Below are 25,538 nucleotides of genomic sequence, written 5' to 3'. Positions count from 1 at the left end.
GCACCGACTCTTCGGCGCCGCGCGCGACGCTGCGGCAGCTGTGGCCGTACCTTTTCGCCGACAAGCGCATGCTCGCGCTGATCATCATCATCTCGCTCGTCGGCGCCGTCTTCTCGCTCACACAGCCGGTGCTCATGGGGCTGCTCATTCAGCAGGTCGAGCAGGGCGCGATGCAGTGGTGGATCGCGTGGCTGCTTGTCGCAGTCGTGATTCTCGCCGCGCTGCTCTCGGGCATGCAGCACTTCCTGCTGCAGCGCACGGGCGAGACGATCGTGCTCAACGCCCGGCGCAACCTCATTCGCAAGATCCTGCGCCTGCCGATCTCGGAGTTCGACGCGCGCCGCACTGGTGACCTCGTCTCGCGCGTCGGCAGCGACACGACGCTGCTGCGGGCCGTCCTCACGCAGGGCCTCATCGAGGCGATCGGCGGCGTGCTCACCTTCGCCGGCGCAATCGTGGCCATGCTCATCCTCGACTGGGTGCTGTTCCTCATCACCTTCGCCTGCGTCGCGATCTCGGCGGTCGTGGTTGTGGCGCTCGGCGGGCGCGTGATGCGCGCCTCCGCCGCCGCCCAGGCGAAGGTCGGCGAGCTCAGCTCCTCGACCGAGCGGGCGATCTCGGCGATGCGCACCCTGCGCGCCGCGAACGCGACCGAGCGCGAGGAGTGCAAGGTGATCGAGGACGCCGAGGGCGCGTACCGCCGCGGGCTCGACATCGCCGCGATCTCGGCCGTCATGGTGCCGGTGTCATTCCTCGCCCTGCAGCTCTCGCTCGTGCTCGTGCTCGGCGTCGGCGGCGCCCGCGTCGCCGCGGGGAGCCTCACGGTCGCCTCGCTCATCTCGTTCATCATGTTCCTCTTCCTCATGATCGCGCCGCTCACGCAATTCTTCGGCGCGATCTCGGCGGTCGCCTCGGCGCTCGGCGCGCTCGGCCGCATCGAGGAGATCGTCAACCTGCCCGACGAGGAGGCGAACGACCGCACGTCCGGCGCCGCCGTCGCGCTGCGCGGGCCCGCCAACGTCGACGCCGAGCCGTCGGCCCCCGCGATCGAGTTCGCGAACGTGTCGTTTCGCTACCCCGAGCGGGTCGTGCGGGCCGCGCAGGCGCGCGCCGACGCATCCGCCCGTTTCGACGGCTTCGTCACCGCTCGCGGCCGCGCTGCGCAGAAGGACGCCGACAAGCTGCTCATGATCGACGAGTCGACGCAGGTCGAGTCGCCGCTCGTACTCGACGAGGTCTCGTTCACGGTGCCGCGCGGCCACAAGGTCGCACTCGTCGGCCCCTCGGGCGCCGGTAAGTCGACCTCGCTCGCGCTCATCGAGCGCTTCTATGACCCCATCTCGGGCGTTATCTCGCTCGGCGGCGTCGACCTCCGCGCGATCGAGCGAGCCCAACTGCGCGACCAGCTCGGCTACGTGCAGCAGAACTCGCCGACGCTCGCGGGCACGATCCGCGACAACCTGCTGCTCGGCAACCCCGGCGCGAGCGATGACGAGTGCGTTGCCGTGCTGCGCCAGGTGAACCTCGGCGGCGTCGTCGACCGCTCCCCCGCGGGCCTGGATGCGCAGGTCGGCGAGTCGGGCGTGCGCCTGTCGGGCGGCGAGCAGCAGCGCCTTGCGATCGCGCGCACGCTGCTTTCGGCCCCGCCGGTGCTGCTGCTCGACGAGTCGACCTCGGCTCTCGACGGCGAGAATGAGGCGCTCATGCGCGGCGCCCTCGACACCGTCTCGGAGGGCCGCTCGATGCTCATGATCGCACACCGGCTCTCGACGGTCGTCGACGCCGACGAGATTCTCGTGCTCGATGGCGGCCGCATCATCGGCCGCGGTACGCACGAGCAGCTGCTCGAGACGACGCCGCTCTACCGCCGGCTCGCCGAATACCAGTTGCTCGCGTAGCGGCTACGCGACGCCGACGTACTCGATCTCGGCGCCGGCCTCTTCGAGTTCGTCGAGGGCGGCCGCCGAGGACTCGGGGGCGACGCCCGCGCAGAGGTCGCTCAGCACCCGCACCTTGAACCCGAGGCTCAGCGCCGCGAGCGCCGAGGCGCGCACGCAGTGGTCGGTCGCGATGCCGACAATGTCGAGCTCGTGCACGTCGGCCTCGCGGAGCACCTCGAGCAGCGGGCGCTGCTGTTCGTCGACACCCTGGAACGCCGAGTAGTCGGGCTTGCCCTGGCCCTTGCGCACCTCGGCGGTGAGCGCCGTGGTGTCGAGGTCGGGGTGGAACTCGGCGCCGTCGGTGCCGGCGACGCAGTGCACCGGCCACGAGTCGACGAAGTCGGGGGTCGCGGCGAAGTGCCCGCCGTTGTCGCCCTCGGCGTTGTGCCAGTCGCGCGAGGCGACGACGCACGCGTAGTCGTCGCCGTAGCGACGCAGGTGTTCTGAGATGTCTCGGGCAACCTGGCCGCCGCCGCTGCAGGCGAGGGCACCGCCCTCGGTGAAATCGTTCTGCACATCGACGATAAGGAGTCCGCGCGTCATAGGCCCAGCGTATCGAGCCGTGGGGCACGAGTCACCGGTTTTCGGGCGCGAGTTATCGGTTCGTGAGCTCGATGCCGCAGTTGTAGATGGCCGTGGCCGCCGCATCGAGCGCGTTGCGGTTCGTGATGGTCGTCGTGGTCGCGTCGGTTTCGGGGTTGGGCACCGCGACGAAGAGCGCAAAGGTGAGTTGCACGCCGTCGGGCAGCACCATGAAACCCGCCAGCGCGTAGACCTGGTCGGTGTAGCCCGTCTTTGCCTGTACCGCGCCGTCGGGCACCCCGTTGATGCGCTGCTCAAGCGTGCCCGACTGCATGTTCTCGGGCAGGTAGTCGCGCAGGATCCCGAGGCCGTCGTCACCCTCGTCGATGAGCTCGAGCAGGCCGACGATCGTCGCGGCGCTGCCGCGGTTGTCGCGCGAGAGGCCCGAGCCGTCGGCGCCGACGAAGCCGGCTGTCGGCACGTCCAGGGCGTCGAGCGCGAGCTGCTGCCCCGCATCCACGGCGTCGAAGTCGCTGCCGGCGCCGAGCTCGATCGCGACGAGGCGCGCGAGCACCTCGGCGATCACGTTGTCGCTGTCGAGCAGCATCGTCTCGACGAGCTGCTCGACCGTCGGCGACCAGACCTCGGCGATTGGTTCGCTGTCGGGCTCGATGCCGATTGTGTCGTCGACGTCGGCGCCGAGGGCGGCGGCAAAGGCGTCGGCCGCGTCCTCCGATGGTGTCAGCGTGCGCGGCGAATACTCGGTCGTCGGGTCGGCGCGGCCGGCGTCGATCATGAGCGCGGAGATCGCCGAAGTCGAGCCGTCGACTCGGTCGGCGTCGTTCCAGCTTGGCTGCCAAGTGTCGCCGGTGAAGAGCGAGTCGTCGTAGCTCACGGTGGTCGCGCCGCCCGCCGCGGTCACCGCATCGGCGAGCTCGGCGATCGACGCGGTGGCCTGCGCGTAGTAGCTCGTGGTCTGCGACTTCAGCGTCGGGTCGCCGCCGCCGACGAGGACGACACTGCCGGCCTCAGTGCCGGGGTAGACGGTGGTGGGCAGGCGGGTGTCGGCGCCGAGCGTCGACACCGCCGTGACCGCGGTCACGAGCTTCATGACGGATGCGGTCGGGGTCGCCTCGTCCTCCTGCCGCGCGAAGAGCACCTCACCGGTGTCGGCGCGCTCGACGATGCCGTGGAAGTCGAGGGCGGCCGACGAGGTGACGTCGTCGGCGATCGAGCAGGTGCGCGGCGTCGACGAGCCGGTCGTCACGGTCGGATGCGGCACGACGACTTCGGTCGGGGTCGGCGTGGGGGCCGCCGACTCGGGCAGCAGACCCATGCGGGCGGCGCCGACACCGAGCGCGAGCCCGCCGACGAGGGCGATCGCGAGCAGTGCCACCAGCCACGGCGCCCACCGTCGCCCGGGCGCATCCGCCTGCTGCGTGTTCACACCGCTCCTTTCGACCGCCTTAGCCTACTTGCGGATGGCAACGGCCGGGCAGCCTAGGCTGCCCGGCCGTTGCCATCCGCATGGTTAGGCGGGGGTGTTGATCTTGCCCACGAGCTTCTCTCCGCGAGCGACGCGCTTCTCATCGTCGCTGCCGGGGATCACGTTGCCGCGCAGCGACCGGCCCGCGGTCTCGTTAAACGTGAGCACCGAGATGAGGCCGATGAGGCCCGCAACGGCGAGGTAGAATCCGGGCACGAGCGGGTTGCCCGTGACCTCGACGAGCCAGGTGTTCGCGGCACCAGCGGTGCCACCGAACAGGGCGGTCGAGATGTTGTAGCCGATCGCGAAGCCCGAGTAGCGCACCGCAGTCGGGAACAGCGCCGGCAGCGTCGAAGAAATCGTCGAAATCACCATGACGAGGCAGATACCGAGGATGCCGAGGCCGAGCAGGTGCGACCACACGGCCTCGATCTGCAGCAGCATCACCGCCGGCACCGAGAGCACGACGAAGCCGAGGCTCGCCGTGATGAGCAGCGGCTTGCGCCCTATTCGGTCGCTCAACGCGCCGAACGGCACGATCACCGCCATCATGACCACCTGAATCGCGACGAGCGTCCAGTTCGACGCGACCGGGTCTTGCCCCAGCGTCGTCGCCATGTAACTCGGCATGTAGGTGAGCACGATGTAGAACGCGACGTTGATGAGGATCACGAAGCCGAAGAGCTTGAAGACCTGCTTCGGGTAGTGCTTGAAGAGGTTGCCGAGCGCCTTAAACGCCGACTCGTTCTCGTCGGTGTGCTTCGAGTCCTGCTTGAACGTCTCGGACTCCTGCAGGCTCGACCGCAGCCAGAGCGCGACGCCACCGAGCGCGAGGGTGACGAAGAACGGCACGCGCCACCAGAAGTCGAGCATGCCCTGTTCGCCGACGACGGCGGTGAGGGTGGTGCAGAGGATCGCCGCGCAGCTCGCGCCGAGCAGCGTGCCAAACTCGAGGAACGAGCCGTAGGCGCCGCGTCGATTGTCGGGCGCGTGCTCCGACATGAACACGGCCGCGCCGGCGTACTCGCCGCCGGCCGAGAAGCCCTGCAGCATGCGCAGCAGCACGAGCAGCACGGGGGCGAGGAAGCCGACCTGCTCGAAGGTCGGCAGAATGCCGATGGCCGCGGTCGCGAGCGAGATGAGGATGATCGTCAGCACGAGCACCTTCTGGCGGCCGACGCGGTCGCCGAGCGGGCCGAGGATGATGCCGCCGAGCGGCCGCACCAGGAACGACACCGCGAAGGTGAGGAAGGCGAAGATCGTGGGCCACGCCCCCGAGTTGTCGCCGAACGTGAAGAAGTGGGCCGCGATGTACGTGACGAGGTAGCCGTAGATGCCGTAGTCGAACCACTCGATTGCGTTACCGAGGGCGGAACCGGCCACCGACTTGCGCGCCAGCTTCTTTTGGATAGGCGTGAGGTCGATCTCTTTGGTGATGGGTGGGAGTTCGTCGTACGGGGGTGGGGTCGCAGTCATCGGATTTCCTCTCTGCGCATGGCCGCGATCGGTGCGGCCAAGGTGCGCGCCTCGTGCGCGCTTGGGTCTCGGTGGGGCGATCCTTTCTTGCTCGAAGGCGGGTCGATCAGTTGGGGGTCTGCGCCGGGTGCCGGCCCGCGAGGGCGGCACGCACGGCCATAAGTGCGTAGGCGCGGGCGGCGAGATGCAGGTCGGAGACGAGCACGTGTTCGTCGGGTTGGTGCGCCTGCGTCGTGAGGTCTCCGGGGCCAAACACGAGGCAGTCCACGCCGTGATGGCGGTGCAGGAATCCGCCCTCGCACGCTGCGGTCCACACGCCCACCGAGCCGTCGCCGCCGGCGTCGCGCACCGCGTGCACCGCGGCGTTCACGAGCTCGGACTCCGGCTCCGTTTCGAACCCTGGCATCACCATCTCGACTTCGCCGCTCACGCGGATGCGGTCGGTGCCGACACGGGCTCGGTCACGGATCCTGCCGCGGGCGTCCGCAAGCAGATTGTTGAGGATAGCATCCGGCTGCTCGTCGGGCAGGATGCGTCGGTCGATCGTGAGCGTGCAGCGTCGGCGACGATCGACGTGCCGTGGCCGCCCTCGACGGTGCCGACCGACCACGTGCCGCTGCCGAGCACGGGATGCGGGTGGCGGCGCAACGCCGCGTCGTCGGCCTCGACCGCGGCGATCACCTCGGTCGCCGCGACGATGGCATTTGCGCCCTCGTCCGGCTTGCCGGCGTGCGCGCTCGCGCCCTCGAGATTGACGCGGACGTTCATCGCGCCGCGGCACGCGGTGATCGTCACGAGGTTCGTCGGCTCGGCGACGATGCAGGCCCGGTAGCTGCCGACCGGCTCGTGCTCGATGTAGTGGAGCACGCCCTTCGCCCCGAGCTCCTCGTCGACCGTGACGACGAGGGTCATCGGCAGGTGTGGCAGCTCGGCGTTGACCGCCGCCATCGCCGAGACGACGGCGGCGAGGCCGCCCTTCATGTCGGTCGTACCGCGGCCGTAGAGGGCGTCGCCCTCGCGCAGGCAGGCGTACGAGTCGCGAGTCCACCCCTCCCCCGCCGGCACAACGTCGCTGTGGCCGAGAAAAAGGATGCCGTCGCCGAGGCGGTGGTCGCCCATGCGCGCGATGATGTTCGGGCGCCCGGGCTCGACGGTCTGCAGTGTCACCTCGGCGCCGAGCGCGCGCAGCGCGAACGCGAGCCGCGTCGCCGTCGCCTCCTCGGTGCCGCCGGGGTTCTCGCCGCCGACGCGCACGAGCTCGGCCGTGAGCTCGGCGATCGCGTCGGCGTCTAGCCGGTCGATAACGGCCTGTTCTGCATCGGTGATACTCACTCCCCGCCTCCCGTGCTCGGCCGCAGCACGAGGTTGCGGGGCACGTCGGCGAAGGTCTCGACGCCGCTCGCTGTGACGCGGATCGCCTCGGAGGTCTCGAAGCCATAGCCCTGCATCCACATGCCCGCGATGAGGTGGAAGGTCATGTTTTCGACGAGCACGGTCGGGTCATCGCGGCGCAGGCTCACGGTGCGCTCGCCCCAGTCGGGCGGGTAGCCGATGCCGATCGAGTAGCCGAGGCGCGAGGCCTTCTCGTAGCCGGCCGCCGAGAGGACCTTGGTGAATGCCTCGCTCACGTCGTGCGCCGTGACGCCCGGGCGCACTGCCGCGAGCGCGGCCTCGAGCGCGTCGGTCGTCGCGTCGGCAAGGCGGCGCAACTCGGCGCTCGGGGTGCCGAGGTAGGCGGTGCGCGCGATCGGCGAGTGGTAGCGACGGTGGGCACCGGTGAGCTCGAGGGCAACGCCGGTCTCGTCGGGTAGCGGGTCGTGGCTCCAGGTGAGGTGGGGCGTGTCGGCGGCCGCGCCGACCATCATGAGCGGCACGATCGCCGGGTAGTCGCCCGCGGCATCGTCGACGCCCCGCGCCTGCGCGGCCTGGATCGCCGCGGCAACCTCGTTTTGCGGCCGACCGGGCACGAGCGCCTCGAGGCCCGCCGTCATCGCCGAGGTGGCGACGCGGCCCGCGATACGCATGAGCTCGATCTCGGCGGGCGACTTCACGAGTCGCACCCAGCCGACGAGATCCTGGCTGCCGTCGAGCTGCCAGCCGGGCAGGTGCGCCCGCAGCGAGAGGAAGGTGCGTACCGTGAAGAAGTGCGCCTCGCCCTCGTAGCCGACCCGGCGCGGCTCGGTGCCGACGCGATCGAGCAGGGCCTGCGCGATCCAGTCGCCGGGGTGGCAGTCGGGCTGGTGGATGAGCGACTCGGGGTAGCCGAGGATCTGCTCTGGCGGGAAGGTCGTCGCGGTGCGGTGGGCGCCGTTCGCATCCATTTCGCGCATGATGAGCAGCGGCTCGCCGTCGAGCGGCAGAAACAGCACCTGTGGCATGTAGAACGACCACGCGTTGTAGCCCGTGAGGTAGTAGAGGTTTGCGGGGTCGGCCACGAGCAGGGCGTCAAAGCCGCCGGCACGCATCCGCTCCCGCACGCTGTCGCGCCGCGCGATGAACTCTGTTTCGCTGAACGGGGCGCCGATGCTCGGTCCAACGTGCGGCTGCGACATTCGTTTCCCTTCGACAGCACGGCGCTGGCTTGCGGCTTCGCGTCGTTACGACGGTGATGTGCTGGCAATACTGCCACGCTCATCGACGAACGTCGTTATTTACTCCACTGATGCTGCGGGATTCACCTCGGCTGCCTCGATCAGCAGCTCTTCGAGGCGCGCGAGGGCGGCGGCACGACCCGGCTCGGGGGTGGCCGTCGCGACGAAGCGCACCCGGCGCATCCCGAGGTCTTGCACCGTCGGCCGCGCGACGACGCGGTAGCGGGTGTCGACGGCCGACTCGACGATGAGGCCGACGCCGACGCCCGCGGCGACGAACCCGTGCACGAGCGAGTAGTCCTCGCTCTGCAGGAGGGTGTTCGGCACGAAGCCGGCTGCGCCCGCGGCCGTGAGCAGCGCGCGCTCGGAGGCCTCGAGCACGCTGCGCGAGCGAATCCAGTCGGCCTCGGCGAGGTCGGCGAGGTCGATAACCTCCTGGGTAGCGAGTGGATGGTCGGCGCCGAGCATGATGCGAAAGGGCTCGCGCTCGAGGGTCCGCTGGCGCAGCGCCGCGTCGGTCACCGAGGTGTCGCCGTCGAGGTCGTACAGCAGCGCGCAGTGCAGCGAGCCGTCGAGGAGCTGCTCTTGCAGCCCGAGCGGCTCGCCCTCGACGAGCTCGACCTGCACCGTGCGACCCGTGCCCAGCTTCGCGAGCACCTGCGGCAGGAGGCGTGCGCCGGCCGATTCGAAGGTACCCATGCGCAGCACGGGCCCGCCCGACTGACCGAGCTCGGCGACGTCGCGTTCGGCAACGCGCAGGCGGGTGAGCACGGCACGGGCGTGCTCGAGCATGAGCTCGCCGGCCGCCGTGAGCGCCGTGCCGGTGGCGCTCGAGACGACAAGCTCGGAGTCGAGGTGTCGCTCGAGCGCGCGCAGGTGGTGGCTGATCGTCGGTTGCCCATAGTGGAGGTCGCGGGCCGCGGCGGCGAGCGAGCCGGTGCGGGCGATCGCGTCGAGCACGGAGAGCTGGCGAAGGTCGAGCATACAAGCAGCCTAGGGCCGAGCACCCATAGCCACCATAGGGAGTATTGAGGGATCTCGACACTTCTGCGCTTGTGCCAAACCGACAGGTGGGGCAAAAATCTGCATATGACTGCCTTAAACGACTCCCAATACGCGGCCCCCTATTCCGAACAGCTGCAGGTCTTGGCGTCATTGCAGCTCGAACGCTACTTCGTGCCCGGCCACGGCGCCGACGCGGAGGGTTCGACGCATCTCACCCGCGTCTTCGGCGAGAAGGCCGTCGCCCTCGACTTCCCGATGATCCTCACCGAATTTCCGCTCGCCGACCCGCAGATTCCGCTCGGCGACGCGCCCGACACGATGCAGCGCGCGCTCACGCTCGCGGCGGATGCGTGGGGCGCGAGCCGAGCCTGGTTCCTCACCAACGGTGCCTCGGCCGGCAACCAGATCGCGATGCTCGCGCTCGGCACGCTCGGTGACAAGCTCATCGTGCAGCGCAGCTGCCACTCGTCGACGATCGACGGCATGATGCTCGCGAACGTCGAGCCGGTCTTCATGCGGGCGTCGATGGACCTCCGCCTCAGCCTCGCGCGCGGCGTCACGCCGCAGCAGGTCTCCGAGGCCCTCACCGAGCATCCGGATGCCGCGGCCGTCTTCGTCGTCAGCCCGAGCTACTCGGGCGCCGTCGCCGACATCGCCGCGATCGCGAAGGTCGCCCACGACGCGGGCAAGCCGCTTATCGTCGACGAGGCGTGGGGCTCGCATTTCGGCTTCCACCCCGAGCTGCCGACGAACGCGATTCGCCTCGGCGCCGACCTCGTCGTCTCGAGCACCCACAAGCTCGCCGGCAGCCTCACGCAGTCGGCGATGCTACTGCTCGGGCAGGGCCCGCACGCGGCCGCCCTGGGCGCCGCGGTCGACCGTGTCTCGAAGGTTGTCACCTCGACGAGCTCGAGCGCGCTGCTTATGGCGGCGCTCGACGAGACCCGTCGCTTCCTCGCCACCGAGGCGAGCACCGCGTTCAACCGCGGCCTCGAGTCGGCCGAGGAACTGCGGGTGCGCCTCGCCGAACACGGCCGCTTCACCGAGGCGCGCGAGCAGCAGCTCGCGGCCGAGGACACGATCGCGATCGACCCGTTCAAGCTCGTCATTGACACCCGCTCGGGCAACATCGGTGGCTTCGAGACGTACCAGCACCTCGCCTACGAGCAGCGTGTGGTGCCCGAGCTCGCGACCGACGGGGCCGTGGTGTTCGTGCTCGGCGCCGCTCGCACCGCGAATGTTGACCGCTTCATGCGCGCGATCGACGCACTGCCCGAGATGCCGAGCAACGCGATCGCCGCCCGCGTCGTCGATCCGGGCCCCCGCGCAATGTCGCTGCGCGACGCGTTCTTCGCGCCGAGCGAGGTCGTGCTCGCGAAGGATGCGGTGGGTCGCGTCTCGAGCGACTCACTCGCGGCCTACCCGCCCGGTGTCCCGAACCTTACGCCCGGTGAGACGATCACCGAGGAGATCGTCGACTACCTGCAAGCCGTCGCCGCCGCCCCGATGGGCTACGTGCGCGGCGCGGTCGATCCGGCCGCCGCGACCTTCCGCGTCGTCAAGTAGCGGCGGCAGAGCGCGACAGCAGGGCCCGGTGGCGGGTTGCGCCGGCCGGGCCCTGTTGTGGGTTACCTCGGTAGTGGTTAGCGCACGTCGGCCTGCTCGAGCTGCGCGCCCGGCTTGGTCGCCGCATCCTCAGCCGCATCGTGCTCGTCGGCGCCGTGGTCGTCGGCGCCGAGCGTCGACTCGTCGAACGGCAGTTGACCCGAGAGCACGAGGCGCACGCGCTCCATGTCGACCTGCTTCGTCCACGTGCCGATGAGAAGGGTAGCGATGGCGTTACCGCTGAAGTTTGTGATGGCCCGACCCTCCGACATGAAGCGGTCGATGCCGACGATGACGCCGACGCCGCCGACGAGGTCGGGGCGGTAGGCCTGCAGGCCCGCGGCGAGGGTCGCGAGGCCCGCGCCGGTGATGCCCGCGGCGCCCTTCGAGGCGATGATCATGAACACGAGCAGGCCGATCTGCTCACCGATCGACATGGGCGAGCCCATACCCGAGGCGATGAAGAGCGACGCCATCGTGAGGTAGATCGCGGTGCCGTCGAGGTTGAACGAGTAGCCCGTGGGCACCGTGATGCCGACGACGGGTTTCGCGACACCGAGGTGCTCCATCTTCGCGATGAGACGCGGCAGCGCCGACTCCGACGAGCTCGTGCCGACGATAAGCAGGTACTCGCGGCCGAGGTAGCCGATGAGGCGGAACACGTTCACCCGCGTGAACGCGTAAAGCAGCGTACCGAGCACCACCACGACGAAGAGGAAGCAAGTGATGTAGAACGCAACCATGAGCAGGCCGAGGCTGAAGATCGCGCTGATGCCGGTCTTGCCGATGACGGCGGCGATCGCACCGAACGCACCAATCGGGGCGAGCCAGAGAATCATGCTGAGGATGCGGAAGACGAGCGTCTGCAGCTGCTTCACGACGCCAAGGATCGGCGTGCCGCGCTTGCCGAGCCCCTGCAGCGCGAAGCCCGTAACGAGCGCGATGAACAGCACCTGCAACACATTCTCGCCGGTGAAGGGTGCGAAGAAGGTCGTCGGGATGATACCGAGCAGGAAGTCGGTCGTGCCCTGCGCCTCGGCAGTCGCCTCGTAGGTCGAGCCAGCCATGTTCAGCCCGTCGCCCGGGTGGATGATGTTGCCCACGACGAGGCCGATCGCGAGCGCGAACGTCGACATCACCAGGAAGTAGATGAGCGCGAGGCCGCCGATCTTGCCGACCGTCGCGGCTTTCGCGATCGAGCCCACGCCGACGACGATCGTGCAGAAGATGATCGGCGCGATCATCATCTTGATCAGCCCGACGAACGCCTTGCCGAGCGGCTCAAGTCCGATCGCGAAGTCGGGCGCCGCGAGCCCGACGATCACGCCGAGCACGACCGCGAGAATCACCGAAACGTAGAGCCAGGTGTGCTTGTCCCAGCCGGCGATCCCGCGCGGTTTTGCCGCATCCTGGGTCGCACCCGTGGGTGTCTGATTCGAGAGAGCCATCATTGCCTCCATTGTGAACTTCGTTGTCACGTGCGGGCGGGCACCCGTACTGCCCTTTACCCTGGTGTGTGCACGCGCGCGGGCTCCGCTTGTGGTCGTATTGGTCTTCGCGCGCACGTCGACCGCACACGAGGGAGGGGTGGGTCTGATGGCACGATTTCGCTGGAGCGCCGCGACGCTCGTATTCGTGCTCGTCGCGCTCGCCTCGGCCCTGTTCATGGCGGTCACGTCGACCTACCTCGTCATCGACGCGCTCGCCGATGCCCGCGGCGACGCCACGACAACGACACACGCTGTGTCGATCGCGCTCGCCGACTCCCCGCTCGTGCGTGAGGCGCTCGCGGACGACGACGACGCCGCGACCGAGACCCTCCAGCCCGTCGTGACCGAGGTAGAGCACGACGCTGGCCTCGACTTCGTGACGATCATGCGGCCCGACGGAACGCGCGTCACGCATCCAACCGACACGCAGGTCGGCGCGCACTACCTCGGCACGATTCCGGATGCGCCCGAGCCGCTCTCCGAAGAGTTTGTCGGCTCGCTCGGGGCCTCTATCCGCACGATCGTGCCGGTGCTCGACGACGACCAGGTCGTCGGCTGGGTCTCCTCCGGCATCACGATCCGGAGCATCGACGCCGGGCTGCCGCAGCGACTCGCGACGGTCGCGATCGTGTCGCTGTTCGTACTGCTGCTTGGCCTCGGCGGCGCGGTGCTCGCGCGCCGGGGCATCCGTCAACTCGCCGGCGACCTGCCGGCCTCAACAATCCGCGACGCCGTGTCATCGCGCGAGTCGGTGCGCACGCTGAGCTCGGCGATGCGCGCCCAGGCCCATGAGCATGGCAACCGCCTGCACACCGCCGTTGGCTTGCTCGAGCTGGGACGCACCGACGAGGCCATCAGCATCCTTACCGAAACCGCGGGGCGGCAACAGCTGCTGCTCGATATCGCCGCCGACGGCAGCCGGCTCGAGCCCGCTGTGCAGGCACTCCTGCTCGGCAAGGCGTCAGCCGCGGCAGAGCGCGGCATCGAGTGGTCGATCGAGATCGACCCCGCGGCGCCGCGCTCGACACTCACTGCGGTCGACGCCGTCTCGGTGTGCGGCAACCTCATCGACAATGCCCTCGACGCGGCAGGCGAGAGCGAAGCGGCGCGGTGGGTCGAAGTGTCGATCATGCCCGGCGCGGACGGCGCGGTCGTCTTCGCGATCGCCGACAGCGGGCCCGGCTTCGCGCCCGGCATCGAGGCGCGGATGTTTGAGGAGGGCGTCTCGTCGAAGCCAGCCGACGCGTCGGGTCGCGGCATCGGCCTCGCCCTCGTACGATCGATCGTCGACGCGGCAGGCGGCACGATCGAGGTGAGCAAGGCACCGACGCTGTTCACGGTGACGCTGCCGGGCCGTGCCGTGCAGGAGGAGAGTCAACGGTGATCAATGTGCTGCTCGTCGACGATGAGCCCCTCGTACTCGAAGCGCACTGCGAATACGTCGGGCGCATCGACGGCTTTCGTGTCGTGGCCGAGGCCTCCGGGGCCCGGGCCGCCCTCGACCGGCTCGCCCCGAACATCCATGGCGGGGGCGGCGACACGATCGACCTCGTGCTGCTCGACATGACGATGCCCGACGGCACTGGGGTCGACGTGCTGCGGTACGCGCGGGCGAAGGCGACGCCGGTCGACGTCATTGCCCTCACAAGCGTGCGCGACCCCGAGGTGGTGCGGCAGGTGATCATGCTCGGCGCCGTGCAATACCTCGTGAAGCCGTTCACCTTCGCCGATTTTCGGGAGAGGCTCGCGCAGTACCGCGACTATCGGGCGCGCCTGCGGAACGCGTCGGGCGCGGCGACCCAGTCTGAGATCGACGCGATGATCGGCGCCCTGCGGCCGGCGCCGACGGCGCTGCCGAAGGGGTTATCGCCGCAGTCGCTCGAGGCGGTGCTCGCCGTCGTGCGCGCGCGGGCGCAGGTGACGGCAGCAGAAGCGGCCGAGGTCGCGGGCATGTCGCGCGTGACGGCGCGGCGCTACCTTGAGCACCTGGCTGAGCTCGGCAGTGTCGAGCGCGTGGCGCACTACGGCACCGGCGGTCGGCCGCGCTCGGAGTACCGCTGGCGCGGTGCGCGGTAGTTGATGCTCTTCGTGGGCAGTGGGCGGCCTGACGTGTCTTTTTGGCGCTGTCAACGACGCAGCGTGAGTGTTTGTGGCGCTGTCACCGACGCGGTGAGCCAGGTTGTGGCGCTCTCTCCGACGAGCGCGAACGGTGGTGGCGCGCTCAGCGACAAGTGGCGCGATGCTGACGACGCCGCTTGTCGCTGACGGCGCCAATTCGCACCATCGGTGCCGCCCCAACCGCGACACCCCTGGTTCGAAGGACGCTGTCGAAGTGGCAGGGCAGCGGCAGCCCGAACCCACGGGCCGAGTTGCCGCACGCGGCGCGTGGACGCGAGCTGCTCGTCGCCGCCGAGTCGGGCGACGCGCTCGACGACCCGTTGGCCGTCGAGCACCACAACGCGCCCCTCGAAGCGAGGCTCGCGCAGCTCGACTGAGCCCGAGCATCCGCCTGCACCGAAACGCTCCGGTCACCTTCGCGCTTCTGCGCGGGTGGCCGGGGCGTTTGTTGTCGGAGCCGCCTACCAGAATCGAACTGGTGACCTATTCATTACGAGTGAATCGCTCTACCGACTGAGCTAAGGCGGCGTGCCGCCAGTGACAGGCGACACGAAATCTTATCGTACGTTTCGTGTCGCGCGCCACTCGGGGCAAATCAGCGCTAACAGTTGATGTCGCCCTCGGGCAGGTTGCCCGTGATCAGGTAGTCATCGACGGTGCCGATGACGCACTCGCTGCCCTCGTCGTAGGCGATGTGGCCCTCGCCCTCATAGACGAGCAGCGACGCCGACTCGAGCTGCTCGGCGACGGCCTCGGCCCACTTCAGCGGGGTTGCGGGGTCGTTCGTCGTCGCGACGACGAGCACGGGGGCCGCGCCGGCGCCCACGACGGGCTCCTGCTCGGTCACGCGCGACTGCACGGGCCAGTTCTCGCAGGTGACATCGCCGACCTCGAGCTGTGCCTCGGTCATTGGCGCCTGGAACAGCGTGACGTCCTGCAGCTTCTGGTTGAACGCCTTGATCGTCGCCTTGTCGGTCACGAGCGGGTAATCGAGGCAGTTGATCGCGGTGAACGCCTCTTCCTGGTTCGAGTAGTAGGTGCCGCTCGGGTCGCGACCGTTGTACGAGTCGGTGAGCGAGAAGAAGATGCTCGAGTCCTTGTTGCGCTCCCACTGCACGAACGCCTGGGTGACGTACTGCCAGCTCGTCTCGTCGTACATGCCAGCGACGATCGCCTGGTAGATGACGCTTGAAGTGAAGACCCGGCCATCGGCGGCGCGCGGGGTCGTCTCGTCAACGTCGTTCATGATGTCGCTGATCTCGTCGATCGCACCGTCGACGCCGCCCGCCTGGTCGAACGGGCACTCGGCCGAGGTGAGGCAGTCCTCGAGATACGCGCGGATCGAGTCGCTGAACTTCTCCTGTTGGTCGAGGATCACGTCGAACATCGGCACGGTCGGGTCGGTCGCACCGTCGAGCACGACACGGCCAACCTGTTCGGGGAACATGTCGATGTACTGGGCCCCGATGTCGGTGCCGTACGAGAAACCGAAGTAGTTCAGCGCGCTGCCTTCACCCACGACGTAGCGAAGCATGTCGAGGTCCTGCACCGTCGACTTCGTGTCGACGTACTCGAGCAGCGGGCCGGTGTTCTCGTAACAGGAGTCGCCGAACGCGGCGGCCTTCGCCTGCTGGTAGGCGAGCAGCTCATCTTCGGTCATGTCGGCGTAGCCGTCGGGCACGCCGTAGAGGTAGTCGTCCATGCCCGCGTCGTCGACGCAGTAGACGGCGCTCGAGTAACCGACGCCGCGGGGGTCCCAGCCGACGATGTCGAAGTTCTCGCGCAGATCGCTCGAGAACATGTAGTCGCCACTCTGAGCAACGAAGTCGACGCCGCCCGCGCCCGGACCACCCGGGTTCGTGAACAGCGCGCCCTGCGAGTTGCCGCTCGTGGCGGGCAGCTTCACGAGCGCGAGCTCGATCGGGTCATCTGAGCCGGGCTCGGCCCAGTTCAGGGGCGCGTCAACGTAGGCACACTCGGCGGTATCGTCGACGGCCGCATACTCCTCGGGACACTCGCCCCACTCGATGCCCTGCTCGTAAAAGTCTTCGCCGCCCGGCGCCACCGACTCGGGGATGCCCACGGCGCCCTCGCTACCGCCGTCGTTCTCTTCCTCGTTCGTCTGCTGCTCGTCGGGCGTCTGCAGCTCCTGAATCAGGGTGCAGCCGCTGAGCACGAGGGATGCGGTGAGCGTGATCGCCCCGGCGCCAATCAGTCTTGCTCGTCGTCGCTTCGCTGCTTCTCGCATCGGTGTCCTCTCAGCGCGGAATTCGGGCGGGGTCGCGCTAGCTCGAGCCGATGGCGTAACCGATCAACAATTCTTCGAGCGCGAGCTGCGGCGGCACATTTGCCGCCAATCGTTCGCGCACCAGCGCAATTGCTTCAATGCTAGCGATCGTGTGCGACGCGGGCGCGCGATTTGCGACGGCTTCGAGTTCGCCACGCCGAGATTCATTCACGAGCGGCACGCCAACTTGCAACTTCAGCATGAGGAGATCGCGCAGCAGCGACTGTATGTCGGTGAGGATGCGGTCGACACCGTCGATCGTCGCGCGCTTCGCTCGCTGCTTCTGGTCGCGCTCGAGATCGCGAAAAATGCCCTGCAGCTTGCGCGGCACCGCCTGCCCCGGGTCGAGGCCGAGGCTGCGGTAGGTCTCTTGCTTCTCGCGTTCGGCGCGCTCGGCAAAGTGCGCCTCGCCGTCGGACTTCGCGAGGTCGGCCCACTGCTGCGCCTTGCGCACCGCGTCGCCGGTCGAGGCGAGGCTGAGCACGCCGTCGAGCGACGAGTCGCGCCGCTGCCAGGCCTCGGGCGAGGTGACGAGGCGTGAGGCCATGCCGACGTGCGATTGCGCCTCCCGAGCCGCCCGCATCCCGGTTTCGTGGCCGATGCCGTGTCGACGCTCGAGCAGCTCGGCGACGTCGTCGATCGGCGGCGTCGAGAGCGCGACGACCCGCACGCGCGAGCGGATGGTCGGCAACAGATCGGCCTCGCTCGGCGCGCAGAGCACCCACACCGTCGAGTCGACGGGCTCTTCGATCGCCTTGAGCAACGTGTTCGAGGTGCGCTCGATCATGCGGTCGGCGTCTTCGACCACGATGACGCGGTAGTCGGAGTTCACGGGCGAGTTCGCGGCTCGACTGACGAGCTCGCGCGCGGTGCCGATGTCGATCGACACCTTCTCGGTCGCGACGGCGGTCAGGTCGGCGTGGCTGCGCGCGGCGACCTGCTGGCAGCTCGGGCAGACGCCGCAGCCGTTGTCGGGGCAGAGCAGCGCGGCGGCGAAGGCGTACGCGATCGTCGAGCGGCCCGAACCCGCGGGCCCGGTGACGAGCCACGAGTTGGTAAAGGCCTGCGGATCTTCGGCGCCACGGCGGGCGCCGAGCACGGCGCGCTGGAAAGTCCCGACCGCGCGCGGCTGGCCGACGACCTCATCCCAGACACTCACGCTTGCTGCAACTCCTTAAGCTTCGCCTCGACGAGCCCGCGGATCTCGTCGCTCACGAGCCGCTCGGGGCGGTCGGCGTCGACGACATGGATGCGCTCCGGCTCGTCCCCCGCGAGCTTGAGAAATTGCTCGCGCACGCTCAGGTGGAATTCGAGGCCGAGCGACTCGAGGCGATCGAGGCGACCGCGACCGGTGCGCATCCGTTGCATTGCAATCTCGGGCTTGAGGTCAAGCAGCACCGTGAGGTTGGGCATGAGCCCGTCGGCGGCCCAGATCGAGAGGTCGCGAATCTGCTGCGCGCCGAGGCCGCGCCCGCGGCCCTGGTAGACGATCGACGAGTCGAGATAGCGGTCCTGCACCACGATCGCCCCGCGCTCGAGGGCGGGCCTCACGAGGGATTGGATGTGATGGGCTCGGTCGGCCGCAAAGATGAGCGCCTCGGCGCGGTCCGAGAGGTCGTCCGGGCCGTGGAGCACGATGTTGCGCAGCTGCTTGCCGAGCTCGGTGCCACCGGGTTCGCGCGTCTGCACGACCTCGTGGCCGAGGCCGCGCAACCACTCGACAACGCGGGTGGCGTGCGACGACTTGCCCGTACCATCCCCGCCCTCGAAGGTAATGAACATGCCCCGCGACGCCACTACTCAGCCGACTCGGTGGTCGTCTTCGTCGTGCGCGCTGTCGCCGGCTTCTTGGCCGCGGTGCTCTTGGCCGTCGTCGTCTTCTTCGCCGCCGTCGTCTTCTTCGCCGCGGGCTTCTTCGCGGTGGTCGCCTTCTTCGCCGCCGGCTTCTTGGCCGCCGTGGTGCGCTTCTTCGCCGGGCCCTTCGCCCGCTTTTCGGCGATCATCTCGACGGCGCGCGCGAAGGTGATCGTCGAGGCGTCCTGCCCGCGTGGCACCGTGACGTTCGTTTCGCCGTCGGTGACGTACGGGCCGAAGCGGCCGTCCTTCACCTTGACCACCTTGCCCGAAACGGGGTCGGGCTCGGCGAAGTCAAGAATGACCGTCTTCGACTGGCGGTTCGCGTACTTCGGCTGCGCGAAGAGCTCCTGCGCACCCGCGAGGTCGATCGAGAAGATCGACTCTTCGTCGGGCAGCGAACGAGTGTCGGTGCCCTTCTTGAGGTATGCGCCGTAGCGGCCGTTCTGCGCGGTGATGTCGTTGCCCGACTCCTCGTCGGTGCCGACGACGCGCGGCAGGCTCAGCAGTTGCATGGCCTGCTCGAACGTGAGGGTGTCGGGCGACATCGACTTGAAGAGGGATGCGGTGCGCGGCTTCGGCGCGGCCTTCTTGCGCTTGGCACCCTCGGGCTGCTCGGGCTCGGGGATGACCTCGGAGACGTAGGGGCCGAAGCGGCCGTCCTTCACTACGATGTCGTGGCCCGACTCGGGGTCTTGGCCGAGCACGCGGTCGCCGGCAACGGGCGCGTCGATGAGCTCCTGCACCTTCTCGGCGGTGAGTTCGTCGGGCGCGAGTTCTTCGGGCACGTTGATGCGGCGCGGGTCTTCGCCCTCGCCCTGCGCGACCTCGATGTAGGGGCCGTAGCGGCCGATGCGCAGCGTCGCCGTGTCGGTGAGGCGCGTCGAGTTGATCGCTCGTGCGTCGATCTCACCGAGGTTGTCGACGACGCGGCGCAGGCCCGGGTGGTCGTCGTTGCCGAAGTAGAAGCCGCCGAGCCACTCGACGCGATCCTGCTCGCCCGAGGCGATGGCGTCAAGGTCGGACTCCATTTGCGCCGTGAAGTCATACTCGACGAGGTCGGTGAAGTGGTCTTCGAGCAGGCGCACGACGCTGAAGGCGGTCCAGCTTGGCACGAGCGCGTTGCCGCGCCGGCTCACATAGCCGCGGTCCTGAATCGTCGCGATGATCGACGCGTACGTCGACGGCCGGCCGATGCCGAGGTCGTCGAGCACCTTGACGAGGCTCGCCTCGGTATAGCGCGGCGGCGGGGTCGTTTCGTGCGGCTTGGCCTCGGCGCCGGCGACGTCAACCTGCACGCCGGTCGTGAGCTCGGGCAGCTTCGCGTTGCCGTCGCTCGAATCCTGCGAGTTACGGGTCTCGTCGCGGCCTTCCTCGTACGCGGCGAGGAAGCCGCGGAACGTGATGACCGTGCCCGACACCTGATATTCGGTCGCGATCTTCGTCAACGTGCCCGCCGCATCCGGCAGTTCGTGGGCGGCACCCGCGAACGTGATGGTCTGTGTCTGGCCCTTCGCGTCGGCCATCTGGCTCGCGACGGTGCGCTTCCAGATGAGGTCGTAGAGCTTGCGCTCGTTGTCGTTGACGCCGCTCAGCTCGCGCGGGCGAGCGAATTCGCTACCTGCCGGGCGGATCGCCTCATGCGCTTCCTGGGCGTTCTTCGACTTCGAGCCGTAGAAGCGCGGCTTCTCGGGCACCGTCTCGGCGCCGTAGAGTTCGCGAGCCTGGCTGCGGGCCGCGTTGAGCGCCTGCGCCGACAGGTTCGGCGAGTCGGTACGCATATAGGTGATGTGCCCGTTTTCGTAGAGTGACTGGGCGACCGACATCGTCTGGCGGGCCGAGAAGCCGAGCTTGCGCGAGGCCTCCTGCTGCAGCGTCGACGTCGTGAACGGCGCGGCGGGGCGGCGGGTGTACGGCTTCGACTCGATGCTCGAGACCGTGACGTCGATGCTGCCCGCGGCTAGCGCGTCAGCGAGGGCCGTCGCGGTCGGCTCGGTGAGGATCGTCGCGTCGCCAGTGAGCTGGCCGTGGTCGTCGAAGTCGCGGCCGGTGGCGACGCGGCTGCCGTCAACGCGCGTGAGCCGCACGCCGAAGGCCTGGCCGGATGCGGCGAGGTCGGCCTCGACACCCCAGTAGCTGGCAGCGACGAATGCGAGGCGCTCACGCTCGCGGTCGACGATGAGACGGGTCGCGGCAGACTGCACGCGACCGGCGCTCAGGCCCGGGCCAACCTTGCGCCAGAGCACCGGCGAGATCTCGTAGCCGTAGAGGCGGTCGAGGATGCGACGGGTCTCCTGCGCGTCGACGAGGTGGTCGTCGATGTCGCGGGTCTTGTCGCGGGCGGCCTCGATGGCCTCCTGAGTGATCTCGTGGAAGACCATGCGCTTGACCGGCACCTTGGGCTTGAGCACTTCGAGGAGGTGCCAAGCGATGGCCTCACCCTCGCGGTCCTCATCAGTTGCAAGGATGAGCTCGTCGGAGTCTTTGAGCGCCCGCTTCAGGTCGGTGACCGTCTTTTTCTTCGCGTCGCTGACGACGTAGAACGGCTCGAAGCCATTCTCGACATCGACCGAGAATTTACCCAGCGAGCCCTTCTTCTGCTCGGCGGGGAGGTTCTTCGGCTCGATCAGGTCGCGAATGTGACCGACCGACGCCATCACCGTGTAGTCGTCACCCAGGTACTTCGAGATGCTCTTGACCTTGGTTGGTGACTCGACGATGACGAGCTTGTGCGACACGATGTGCTTTCTGTTGCGGGGTTGGGGGTGCGGCAGTACGCGGATGCGTCAGTCGCACGCGGGTTGGAGGATGCCCGTGACGGGGAGTGCAGCGCGCTCCGACAAAAACTGCCACGTTGCGCAGAGTAGCGCAACATCAGCGTGCGGCGCCGGGGTTCTCCACAGGGCGAAGTCATTCCTTTATATATGCACTCGTCTCCGAGTGTGCTCGAACCCGACCCTACGCGTCGCGTTCGAGCTGCGCCCGCTCCTCCTCGTCGAGGTGCATGATCGCCTTTGTATCGATGCTCGAATCGGGGATCTTGCGGAAACCCTTCGAGATCACCGCGAGGTAGATGATGCCGATCGCAACCCAGACGAGGCCGACCGTGAGCGCCTCGGCACTGAGCGAGAACCAGAGCCACATGGTGAGCGCGAAACCGATGAGCGGCAGGACACCGTAGAGGAAGATGGCCTTCGCCCCGCGCAGCTTCGCGTCGATGAGGAAGAACTTGATGACCGCGAGGTTCACCATCGAGAAGGCGGCGAGGGCGCCAAAGCTCACGACTGAAATGACGGTGTCGAGCGGCAGCACGAGCGCGAGCAGCGAGACCGCGGCGACCACGAGAATCGCGTTGCTCGGCGTCTGGAAGCGCGCGTTGATCTTGCCGAACAGGGGCTGCGGGAGCATCCGGTCGCGGCCCATCGAGTAGAGGACGCGCGAGGTCGAGGCCTGCGAGCTCAGGGCGCTCGCGACGCAGCCGACGATGTAGGCGGCGAGGAAGAACGCCTGCAGCGCCGAGCCGCCGACGAGGCCAAACAGCTCGTTCGGGGCGGTGTCGAGGTTCTCGAACGTCGAGTGGTCGGGCCACACCATGGCGCCGATCCACGAGACGAGCACGAACATCACGCCGCCGACCACGACGGTGAGCAGCACCGCGCGCGGGACTGTGCGGCGCGCATCCTTCGCCTCTTCGGCGAGCGTCGAGACGGCGTCGAAGCCGAGGAACGAGAGCGCAAGAATCGCCGAGCCCGCGACCACGGTCGAGAAGTCGGGCGCAACCGCGAAGGGCGCTGCGGCGTTCGCGTCGGGCGAGAACTTGCCGAGGGCGAGCACGACGAAGAAGACGAGGAACAGCACCTGGAACGCGACGAGCAGCACGTTGATGTTGCGCACGACCTCGATGCCGATGATGTTGAGCACCGTGACGAGCGCGATCGCGAGCACGATGACGAGCCACTCCGGTACATCCGGGAACTGGCTGTTTACGTAGAGCCCGACGAGCATGTAGTTGAGCATCGGCAGCAGCATGTAGTCGACCATGAGGCCCCAACCGGTGACGAAGCCGACGCCGCGGCCGAACGCCTGGCGCGCGTAGCCGTAGGCGCTGCCCGCGGTCGGCAGGCGGCGCACAATGCTCGCGTAGCTCAGCGCCGTGAAGAGCATCGCGATGGTCGTCACGATGTAGGCGAGCGGCAGGCGGCCGCCGGTGATGTCGCTGACGACCCCGTAGGTGCTGAAGATCGTGAGCGGCACCATGTAGGCGATGCCGAACATGAGCAGGGTCGGGGTGCCCATCGCTCGCTTGAGCTGCGGCTGGTTCGTGGTCATGCCGTCGTGCCTTTCGAAGATGCGTACTGCGCCACCACGACGCCGTCGAGCGTGGTGGCAAGGATGCGAATGTCGGCGACGTCGTGCGGTGACGCGGTGATGGGGTCGGCGGCCCAGATAGTGATGTCGGCGGGTTCACCCGGCCGCAGACTGCTGCCGGTCTCGCCGATGGATGCGCGACCGGCGGTCGTGTAGCCCGCGAGGATCTGCTCTGGTGTCAGGGCCTGCTGCGCGCCGACCGCCGGGCTGTCTTGGTCGTGCGGGTGCCGGAGCTGCGCATCCGCGAAGGTGATGCGCGGGTCGTACGGCGCGACCGGCCAGTCGCTCGCGAGCGCCTGCACGATGCCAGCCGCCGCGAAGTCGCCCGTGCGGAAGCCTTGCTGGTTGCGGGGCTCGCCGAGCCGCTGCGACCACGAGTCCCGCTGGTCGGGATGCACGAAGAGCGTGCAGTGGGTCGGCTGCACGCAGACGGCGATGCCGTGCTTGGCGAGGATCTCGACGGTCTCGTCGTCGGCGAGTTCGAGGTGTTCGATGCGGTGCTGCACGCCGGTCTTCGGCAGCGCGGCAAGCGTCTCGGCGACAAAGCGGACGCCGCGGTCGCCGATCGCGTGGGTCAGGGTCGGCACACCGAGGGAGTGCAGCAGCTGGATGCGCGCCGCGTAGGTCTGCGGGTCGTGCCAGAAGCCGGCGCGGCCCTCGCCCTCGGTGTCGGGCTCGTGCAGCCAGGCCGTGCCGTTGTCGATCGTGCCGTCGATGAAGAGCTTGACGCCCTCGAGGCGCCAGCGACGGCCGTGTCGACCGAGACCGGAGACGAGCTCGCGCACCTGCTGCTCGGTGAGGTCGGGCGTGCACCAGGGCGCGATGCGCAGGCGCACCGGCAGCTCGCCGCGCCGCTCGAGCTCTTCGAGCACGTCGGTGACGGCCTCGCCGCCCTGCGCGTCGGCGACGACGAGCGAGGTGAGGCCGGTCGCGGCCATGTCGTGCAGCAGCTCGTCGAGCTTGTCGGCTCGCGCCTCGAGCGGCTCCTGTGGCACGCGGTCCTCAACCTCCCCCATGGCCGCGAACTCGAGGGCGTGGCCCGAGAGCCGACCGTCGGGGCGCGCGGTGAAGCCGCCGCCGTCGACGGTGCGGTGGGGTTCGGTGACGCCGACCTCGCGCAGGGCCGCGTCGGAGAGCAGGGCCGAGTGGGCGTCGAAGAGCATGAGGTAGACCGGCAGATCGGGGCCGACCGCCTCATGAATGGTCGTGTTGTCGACCGGCCCCTCGAGCGCGTTGGGGGCGAGGCCCCAGCCGAAGAGCCACTCGCCTTCGGGAAGTTCTTGGGCGCCCTTCGCGAGTGCGGCGATGATCTCGGCGCGGGTCTCGATTCCAGTGAGGTCAACGCCGCGTGCCATTGAGAGGCCCCAGATGGGGTGGCTGTGGCCGTCGATGAGCCCCGCGGTGATCGTTGACTCGGGATACTCGAGCACCTCGGCGTCGGGATGCGCGGCCCGCAGCTCGTCCCACGTGCCGACCGCCGAGATCTCCCCGTCGACGACAGCGATGGTGTCGCCGAGGACGCGCTCCGGCGATCGCACCGTGTGCGCTCGGAACAGTGTGGTGGCAGTCGTCATGTAGGCGCCCTCCATTGGGTCCGACGTGGTTGGTGTCGACGTTTCCGCTGCTGTGCTGAAACGTTTCGACATCTTGTCACGATGGGGCCGAGACGCGCAAGCATCCCCGTAGGATCGACGACATGACAGCCGACCGAGTCACGATCCCCCAGCTCGCCCCCGACCGCGGCGTGAGCGTCGGCACTGTCTCGAGCGCACTCAGCGGCACGGGCCGGGTCGCACCGGCAACGAGGCAGCGCGTGATCGACCACGCCGCGGCCCGGGGCTACCGTAAGAACTCGGCCGCGCGCAATTTGCGGGTCGGCGCGACGCAGGCGATCGAGCTGCACCTGCCGCGGAACGCGCGGCATCTCTCGTTCTACATCGATTTCGCGTTTGGGGTCGTCGACGCGGCCGCAGCCGCGGGGCTGGATGTGCTGCTCACGACCGCCGACCGGCCGCGCTCGGGCGGCCTGCTCGCCGCCGACGGTGCCGTGTTCATCGACGCCGAGGAGGATTCGAAGCGCCTGCGCGAGCTCATCGCATTTGGCGTGCCGGTGGTTGCCGCCGATGGTGCACCGGTGCCCGGCCCGAAGCCCAGCCTGTCGATCGACATCAACTATGACGAGGTTATCGGCCACCTGCTGCGATCCGCGGTGGCCTCCGGGGCCCGACGCCCCATGCTCATTGCCCCGGATTTGTCGCTCGCGTCGTCGTGGCGCGACCGCGTGACCGCCGCGTTCGAGCGGTGGTGTGAGCACCTCGGGGTCTCGGGATCGGTGCGCATGTTCCCGGTCAACGGTCCTGATGCCGACATCATCGCGCTCGTGCGCGGCGAGCTCGAGCAGAAGAATGCGCCCGACACGATGATCTTCGCCGGCCAGCGCCTCGCGGCGGTGTGCTCGGCCGCCCTACACATCGGCTACGCGGATTCTGCGGTGCCGTGGATCTCCTCCTGCGCCGGCGACCCGCTCAGCGAGGTCAACGCGCCCCAGATCTCGGCGCTCGACACGCAGCCGCACGAGTTCGGTCGTCGGTCGGGCGAGGCGCTCGCCGGGCTCATTTCTGCGGGCAAGCTCCCGTCGGCCACACACGAGGCGTGGCCGACCCGAATCGCCTGGGCGGAGCACTGGGCTCGGGTCAACTGACCTTCGCCGCGCGCGAGGACCTCCCGGCGAACCTCGCCACCAGTTCACGACCACCGCGGCCGCCGTCCCCGCGGTCGAGGCGAACGTCGACCTGG

At 68.7% G+C, this 25,538-nt stretch carries 20 protein-coding genes and 1 tRNA gene; 6 read left to right on the top strand and 15 right to left on the bottom strand.

The annotated features are described in order from the left end of the window. The coding region (locus QM019_RS07885) for an ABC transporter ATP-binding protein (RefSeq protein WP_282852532.1) at window positions 1-1,898 on the top strand (1,898 nt) is incomplete at its 5' end. 3 nt (window positions 1,899-1,901) lie between these two features. Here QM019_RS07885 and QM019_RS07880 read toward each other — a convergent pair. From QM019_RS07880 to QM019_RS07850, 7 genes are all read right to left on the bottom strand, one after another. Then, complete coding sequence (locus QM019_RS07880; RefSeq protein WP_282852531.1) at window positions 1,902-2,483, bottom strand: isochorismatase family protein; 582 nt, start codon at window positions 2,481-2,483, stop codon at window positions 1,902-1,904. Window positions 2,484-2,535: 52 nt separating this feature from the next. Then, entirely contained in the window at window positions 2,536-3,909 is a 1,374-nt protein-coding gene (locus tag QM019_RS07875; protein WP_282852530.1) for a D-alanyl-D-alanine carboxypeptidase/D-alanyl-D-alanine-endopeptidase, read from the bottom strand. 84 nt (window positions 3,910-3,993) lie between these two features. Continuing rightward, entirely contained in the window at window positions 3,994-5,424 is a 1,431-nt protein-coding gene (locus QM019_RS07870; protein WP_193127551.1) for an MFS transporter, read from the bottom strand. A gap of 106 nt (window positions 5,425-5,530) precedes the next feature. Then, on the bottom strand, window positions 5,531-5,830 hold the full coding sequence (locus QM019_RS07865; protein ID WP_211198180.1) for a M20/M25/M40 family metallo-hydrolase: 300 nt from the start codon (window positions 5,828-5,830) through the stop codon (window positions 5,531-5,533). A gap of 20 nt (window positions 5,831-5,850) precedes the next feature. Beyond that, window positions 5,851-6,756 carry a M20 family metallopeptidase gene (locus QM019_RS07860; RefSeq protein WP_282852529.1) on the bottom strand — a complete coding sequence of 302 codons (906 nt, stop codon included), beginning with the start codon at window positions 6,754-6,756 and terminating at the stop codon, window positions 5,851-5,853. Beyond that, window positions 6,753-7,976: a M24 family metallopeptidase gene (locus tag QM019_RS07855; RefSeq protein WP_282852528.1), complete on the bottom strand. Its 1,224-nt coding sequence runs from the start codon at window positions 7,974-7,976 to the stop codon at window positions 6,753-6,755. Before QM019_RS07855 ends, QM019_RS07860 begins: the two co-directional genes overlap by 4 nt. Window positions 7,977-8,075: 99 nt before the next feature. Beyond that, window positions 8,076-8,999 (bottom strand): LysR family transcriptional regulator, encoded by a 924-nt coding sequence (locus tag QM019_RS07850; RefSeq protein ID WP_282826764.1) that lies wholly within the window; start codon window positions 8,997-8,999, stop codon window positions 8,076-8,078. A gap of 105 nt (window positions 9,000-9,104) precedes the next feature. On the opposite strand from QM019_RS07850, the gene QM019_RS07845 reads away from it, so the two are divergent. Then, complete coding sequence (locus QM019_RS07845) at window positions 9,105-10,586, top strand: aminotransferase class I/II-fold pyridoxal phosphate-dependent enzyme (RefSeq protein WP_125106837.1); 1,482 nt, start codon at window positions 9,105-9,107, stop codon at window positions 10,584-10,586. Window positions 10,587-10,663: 77 nt separating this feature from the next. Here QM019_RS07845 and QM019_RS07840 read toward each other — a convergent pair whose 3' ends face one another. Then, window positions 10,664-12,073, bottom strand: a complete 1,410-nt coding sequence (locus QM019_RS07840) for a cation:dicarboxylate symporter family transporter (protein WP_282852527.1) — start codon at window positions 12,071-12,073, stop codon at window positions 10,664-10,666. A gap of 148 nt (window positions 12,074-12,221) precedes the next feature. Here QM019_RS07840 and QM019_RS07835 point away from each other — a divergent pair, with 148 nt between their 5' ends. From QM019_RS07835 to QM019_RS07825, 3 genes are all read left to right on the top strand, one after another. Further along, on the top strand, window positions 12,222-13,499 hold the full coding sequence (locus QM019_RS07835) for an ATP-binding protein (RefSeq protein WP_282852526.1): 1,278 nt from the start codon (window positions 12,222-12,224) through the stop codon (window positions 13,497-13,499). Next, window positions 13,496-14,191: a response regulator gene (locus QM019_RS07830; RefSeq protein WP_282852525.1), complete on the top strand. Its 696-nt coding sequence runs from the start codon at window positions 13,496-13,498 to the stop codon at window positions 14,189-14,191. The genes QM019_RS07835 and QM019_RS07830 overlap by 4 nt, the downstream gene beginning before the upstream one ends. Window positions 14,192-14,370: 179 nt before the next feature. Next, a complete protein-coding gene (locus QM019_RS07825) occupies window positions 14,371-14,610 on the top strand; it encodes a hypothetical protein (protein ID WP_282852524.1) in 240 nt (79 codons plus the stop codon). Window positions 14,611-14,688: 78 nt separating this feature from the next. Here QM019_RS07825 and QM019_RS07820 read toward each other — a convergent pair. The 7 genes from QM019_RS07820 to QM019_RS07790 form a co-directional block, all read right to left on the bottom strand. After that, window positions 14,689-14,761, bottom strand: a tRNA-Thr gene (locus QM019_RS07820). Between the two features lie 73 nt (window positions 14,762-14,834). After that, a complete protein-coding gene (locus QM019_RS07815) occupies window positions 14,835-16,481 on the bottom strand; it encodes an alpha/beta hydrolase (protein WP_282852523.1) in 1,647 nt (548 codons plus the stop codon). A gap of 37 nt (window positions 16,482-16,518) precedes the next feature. After that, complete coding sequence (locus tag QM019_RS07810; protein WP_282852522.1) at window positions 16,519-17,679, bottom strand: DNA polymerase III subunit delta'; 1,161 nt, start codon at window positions 17,677-17,679, stop codon at window positions 16,519-16,521. Beyond that, a complete protein-coding gene (tmk, locus tag QM019_RS07805) occupies window positions 17,676-18,302 on the bottom strand; it encodes a dTMP kinase (protein ID WP_282852521.1) in 627 nt (208 codons plus the stop codon). Before tmk ends, QM019_RS07810 begins: the two co-directional genes overlap by 4 nt. A gap of 14 nt (window positions 18,303-18,316) precedes the next feature. Then, window positions 18,317-21,112: a type I DNA topoisomerase gene (topA, locus tag QM019_RS07800; RefSeq protein ID WP_282852520.1), complete on the bottom strand. Its 2,796-nt coding sequence runs from the start codon at window positions 21,110-21,112 to the stop codon at window positions 18,317-18,319. Between the two features lie 220 nt (window positions 21,113-21,332). Next, on the bottom strand, window positions 21,333-22,703 hold the full coding sequence (locus QM019_RS07795; RefSeq protein WP_282852519.1) for an APC family permease: 1,371 nt from the start codon (window positions 22,701-22,703) through the stop codon (window positions 21,333-21,335). Further along, entirely contained in the window at window positions 22,700-24,316 is a 1,617-nt protein-coding gene (locus tag QM019_RS07790) for an amidohydrolase (protein ID WP_282852518.1), read from the bottom strand. Before QM019_RS07790 ends, QM019_RS07795 begins: the two co-directional genes overlap by 4 nt. Before the next feature lie 122 nt (window positions 24,317-24,438). On the opposite strand from QM019_RS07790, the gene QM019_RS07785 reads away from it, so the two are divergent. After that, a complete protein-coding gene (locus tag QM019_RS07785) occupies window positions 24,439-25,443 on the top strand; it encodes a substrate-binding domain-containing protein (RefSeq protein WP_282852516.1) in 1,005 nt (334 codons plus the stop codon). Window positions 25,444-25,538 lie beyond the last annotated feature (95 nt).

Source organism: Gulosibacter sediminis (assembly GCF_030011715.1).
Lineage (GTDB): Bacteria > Actinomycetota > Actinomycetes > Actinomycetales > Microbacteriaceae > Gulosibacter > Gulosibacter sediminis.
Note: the sequence above shows the minus strand (reverse complement) of the source record. Positions and strands in the feature narration are given on the sequence as shown.

What these genes read in the sequence shown, in the direction of transcription:
- QM019_RS07795 (WP_282852519.1), bottom strand. Translation starts at nt 22,703, where the DNA reads ATGACCACGAACCAGCCGCAGCTCAAGCGAGCGATGGGCACCCCGACC.
- QM019_RS07815 (WP_282852523.1), bottom strand. Translation starts at nt 16,481, where the DNA reads ATGCGAGAAGCAGCGAAGCGACGACGAGCAAGACTGATTGGCGCCGGG.
- QM019_RS07870 (WP_193127551.1), bottom strand. Translation starts at nt 5,424, where the DNA reads ATGACTGCGACCCCACCCCCGTACGACGAACTCCCACCCATCACCAAA.
- QM019_RS07880 (WP_282852531.1), bottom strand. Translation starts at nt 2,483, where the DNA reads ATGACGCGCGGACTCCTTATCGTCGATGTGCAGAACGATTTCACCGAG.
- tmk (WP_282852521.1), bottom strand. Translation starts at nt 18,302, where the DNA reads ATGTTCATTACCTTCGAGGGCGGGGATGGTACGGGCAAGTCGTCGCAC.
- QM019_RS07865 (WP_211198180.1), bottom strand. Translation starts at nt 5,830, where the DNA reads ATGCCAGGGTTCGAAACGGAGCCGGAGTCCGAGCTCGTGAACGCCGCG.
- QM019_RS07835 (WP_282852526.1), top strand. Translation starts at nt 12,222, where the DNA reads ATGGCACGATTTCGCTGGAGCGCCGCGACGCTCGTATTCGTGCTCGTC.
- QM019_RS07840 (WP_282852527.1), bottom strand. Translation starts at nt 12,073, where the DNA reads ATGGCTCTCTCGAATCAGACACCCACGGGTGCGACCCAGGATGCGGCA.
- QM019_RS07845 (WP_125106837.1), top strand. Translation starts at nt 9,105, where the DNA reads ATGACTGCCTTAAACGACTCCCAATACGCGGCCCCCTATTCCGAACAG.
- QM019_RS07855 (WP_282852528.1), bottom strand. Translation starts at nt 7,976, where the DNA reads ATGTCGCAGCCGCACGTTGGACCGAGCATCGGCGCCCCGTTCAGCGAA.
- QM019_RS07785 (WP_282852516.1), top strand. Translation starts at nt 24,439, where the DNA reads ATGACAGCCGACCGAGTCACGATCCCCCAGCTCGCCCCCGACCGCGGC.
- QM019_RS07850 (WP_282826764.1), bottom strand. Translation starts at nt 8,999, where the DNA reads ATGCTCGACCTTCGCCAGCTCTCCGTGCTCGACGCGATCGCCCGCACC.
- QM019_RS07790 (WP_282852518.1), bottom strand. Translation starts at nt 24,316, where the DNA reads ATGACGACTGCCACCACACTGTTCCGAGCGCACACGGTGCGATCGCCG.